We start from the raw sequence: 3,516 nt of genomic DNA, 5'->3' as shown, positions 1-3,516 counted from the left end.
TCGTTAAGCGTTAAGCGTTATGGTCATCGGCTGCCTTGCCCACCTCGCCGTCGTCGCAGGACTGACGGTCGGCCTCGAGCGCGCCTTCGGTTCGAACGTCGACGAGCTGTTCCGCCCGTGGGCGTCGTTGCTGGCGTCGACCCTGCTCGTGCTCGGCGTGTCGAACTTCCTGCAACTCGCACGCGGCTACGGCCAGGGCGACCAGTCGCGCGCCGCCATCCTGTCGCGCGCGACGACCGGCGAGCCACCACGGGACGGCGGCCCGATGATCGTGACCGGCCGGGCGCGGCCCGCGGACGGCGCACCGTTCCGGTCACCACTGACCGGCACCCCGTGCGTGGCCTACGAATACCGGCTGTACCGCCGAGTCAAGGCGCCGTTCGGCGCGCGACGCGGCATCTCGGTCATCTGGCTCGGACTCGCGACGCAACCCTTCATCGTCGAGGCCTCGGGGCGGGCAATCCGCGTACTCGCCCAACCCGAACTGCTCGACCTGCGTCGCAACATGGCACGGCCCCCCGACGTGCAGGCCAATGCCGTCGCCTGGGTGAAGGCCACGACCTTCCAGCCCCTGGCCATGTCCGAGATGGCCGGCACGTTCACCGACATGTCGCGGGCCTACGTCGAGCCGCAGCGACAGGGCGTGCGACTCGACTGGGGACGCCAGGACACCACGGCTGATCCCGCCACGCTGCAGATGGACGAGGGCGTGGTGCCGATCGGCCAGGAGATCTCGGTGGCTGGCCATTGGTCGCCGGAACTGCAGGCGATCGTCCCTGGGCCCGGTGGGCTCGCCGCGGCGCGCGTGACCGTGGCGATCGGGCCGGCGACACAGCTCACGGCACGCGCCAGTGCCCTGCCGAGTTCGGTCGCGGCCGTCGCCATCTTCGGCGTCCTGCTGCTCGGCGCCGGCCTGGCGCTGGCGTGGGCCATGCGCGAAGGCCTGCTGGCGGCGATTCCAGCCGCGTTTCGCTAGGGGTAGGGCCGGGTGTCCCACCCGGCCGCTATTCGCAGCGGCGCGGTCGGAGACCGCGCCCTACCTTCCCGTCATTCCGGCCCCGCGGCATCGCAGCATCGCGGCATTTCTACCTCACCACGATGCCGCCAACGATGGTCACATCTGACCTGATGTGGCGGATGCGGTCCTCAGGGCAGGCGATCAGGTCGTCGGACAGGATGGCGACGTCGCCGAGCTTGCCGACTTCGATCGACCCACGGTTCGCCTCGTCGAAACTCATCGCGGCCGCATCGATCGTCATCATGCGCAGGGCCTCGAGCCGCGTGACGGCCTCCGACGGACCGAGCACGCGTCCCGACTCGGTGCGGCGCGTCACCGCCGTGGCGATCGTCAGGAACGGATTGAACGGATTCATGGCGGTGTCGCGATCGGCGCCGAACATGTGGTCCGTGTTGAGGGCCACGCGCACGCCGGCGTCGCGCCACGTCTTCACGCCGATGAATCTTTCGAGCCTCGGCGCGCCGAGTGCCGCGATCAACGCGTCGGCGTCCTTGTAGAACCACGCGGGCTGCGTGTCGACCAGCACCCCCAGCGCCGCAGTGCGCCGGGCGACCTCGGGCGTCGGGAAGTACGCATGGATCAGCGTGTGTCTGGCATCGGGTCGCGGATGCGCCCGCTGCGCCGCCTCGAACGCGTCGAGCACCACGTCCACGCCCGCATCCCCGGTCACGTGGGCGCTCATCTGCCACCCGCGCGCGTGGCCGGCCGCCATCACCGCGTGAATGACCTCGGGCGGCACCGACAGGAACCCGCGGTAGCGATCCCCCTGCACGCCGTAGAGCGCACGCGACTGCGGGCCGTACGGCTCGCGCATGAACGAGGTGCCGAGCAGGATCCCACCGTCGACGGTGAGCTTCAGCGGCCCGACCTTCAGGCGCTCGTCGCCCTGGCCCGGCTTCAGCGGCAACGCCTCGATGACGCGGACCGCGTCGGCAGCCTGTATCCCTGCCGGCAGCATCAGCGTGACGGTGGCCCGCACGTGAAGGCGCCCGCTCGCCTTCAGCGCCTCGTAGGCGCGATACCCGTCCACGGAGGCCCCGCGCTCGACCACGCTGGTGATCCCCGACTCCAGGTACACACGGTGCAGGGCCTCGATCTGCTCCAGCGGCAGTCCTGCGGTCGGCGCCGGCAGGTAGCGTGCGAGCGCGGCGCGCGCGTTGCGCAGGAGTCCGGTGGGTTCGCCTCGGGAATCGCGCACGATCTGCGCTCCCACCGGATCCGGCGCGTCTGCGGTGATGCCGGCCGCGCGCAACGCCGCCGAGTTCAGCACGAAGGCGTACGCCCCATCGGCCACCGCCGGACGATCGGGCACCGCGGCGTCGAGTTCCGCGCGCGTCGGGAAGCGACCTTCCTTCAGGCGTGTCGGATAGACGCGCGGGCTCCAGATCCAGCCCGGCCCCGGCGATCGCCGCGCCTCGTCGCGCAGCCACTCCTGCAGTTCGCCGACCGACGCCAGCGTGCGGAACGGACGGACGGCCTCGACGGGCGCCGCGCCCAGCGCGTGGACGTGACTGTCGATCAGGCCCGGGATGACGGTACGTCCGCGTGCGTCGACGACCCGGGTCGACGGTCCGGCCCACGCACGCACCACGTCGTTGCTGCCGACCTCCACGATCCGCCCGTCGCGGATCGCGAGGGCCTGCGCCCTCGTGTCGGCGCGGTCCATCGTCAGGATCGTGCCGTTGACCACCACGAGGTCCGCGACACCCGGGACACGCTGGGCCGTGAGTGGCGCGAGCGCGCCACCGGCGAGCGCGGCCCCGAGCACCAGTCCCAGCAGCACCCTGGCCGTCATGCCAGCCAGGTGTCCAGATGCTCGGCGACGAACGCGTCGTCGGCCAGGTGGGGATAGGCGCGGTACACGCGGTCGATCTCCTCGACCTGGCCCGGGCTCAGCACCTCGTGCGCGTCGAGGCAGCGGATCGTCTCGAGCAATCCTTGCCGACGCAGCACCTCGTGGATGCCGGCGATGCAGCCGGCAAAGCCGTTGGCCGCGTCGAAGAAGGCCGCGTTGGCATCGGTCACCTCGACCCCGGTCGCCAACAGCGCCGCCGGTACCGCAGGCGCCGCCGCCGCGGCCTGGCACTGCGCGAGCAGGCGCACGGCGCCAGACGTCCACACGGCCCAGTGGCCGAGGAGGCCGCCACACACGCGACGTACGCGCCCGCCCCCGCCGGGGAACGCCGTGACGAGGTCGGCGACGATGTTGTCGTCGTTGCCGGTGTAGAGGGCGATGTCATCGCGCCCCGCGTCCATCACGGCGCGCACCACGTCGAGCGTCTGGTACCGGTTGAACGGCGCCATCTTGATGGCGACGACGTTCGGGATCTCGGCGAATCGTCGCCAGAACGAGTACGGCAGGCGCCGGCCGCCGACCGAGGGCTGCAGGTAGAAGCCCACCACCGGGATCCGCGCCGCCACGGCCTCGCAGTGCGCGACGAGCGCGTCGTCGTCGGCAGTCGAGAGGGCGGCGAGGCTCAACAGCCCCGCGTGATAGC

The 3,516-nt window shown here is 71.4% G+C and carries 3 protein-coding genes; 1 reads left to right on the top strand and 2 read right to left on the bottom strand.

The window, feature by feature from the left end; translation table 11 throughout:
* Window positions 1–19: 19 nt before the first annotated feature.
* Complete coding sequence (locus ACIRDX_RS21755; RefSeq protein WP_396627520.1) at window positions 20–976, top strand: hypothetical protein; 957 nt, start codon at window positions 20–22, stop codon at window positions 974–976.
* Between the two features lie 109 nt (window positions 977–1,085).
* Here the strand turns inward: ACIRDX_RS21755 and ACIRDX_RS21750 are convergent, their stop codons facing one another.
* Together ACIRDX_RS21750 and ACIRDX_RS21745 are read right to left on the bottom strand one after the other, a co-directional pair.
* A complete protein-coding gene (locus ACIRDX_RS21750; RefSeq protein WP_396627519.1) occupies window positions 1,086–2,813 on the bottom strand; it encodes an amidohydrolase in 1,728 nt (575 codons plus the stop codon).
* A partial coding sequence (locus ACIRDX_RS21745) for a dihydrodipicolinate synthase family protein (protein ID WP_396627518.1) occupies window positions 2,810–3,516 on the bottom strand: 707 nt, incomplete at its 5' end. The genes ACIRDX_RS21750 and ACIRDX_RS21745, both read right to left, overlap by 4 nt.

Source organism: Luteitalea sp. (genome assembly GCF_044337415.1).
Lineage (GTDB): Bacteria > Acidobacteriota > Vicinamibacteria > Vicinamibacterales > Vicinamibacteraceae > Luteitalea.
The sequence above is the reverse complement of the archived record's forward strand: the minus strand, read 5'-3'. Positions and strand labels throughout refer to the sequence as shown.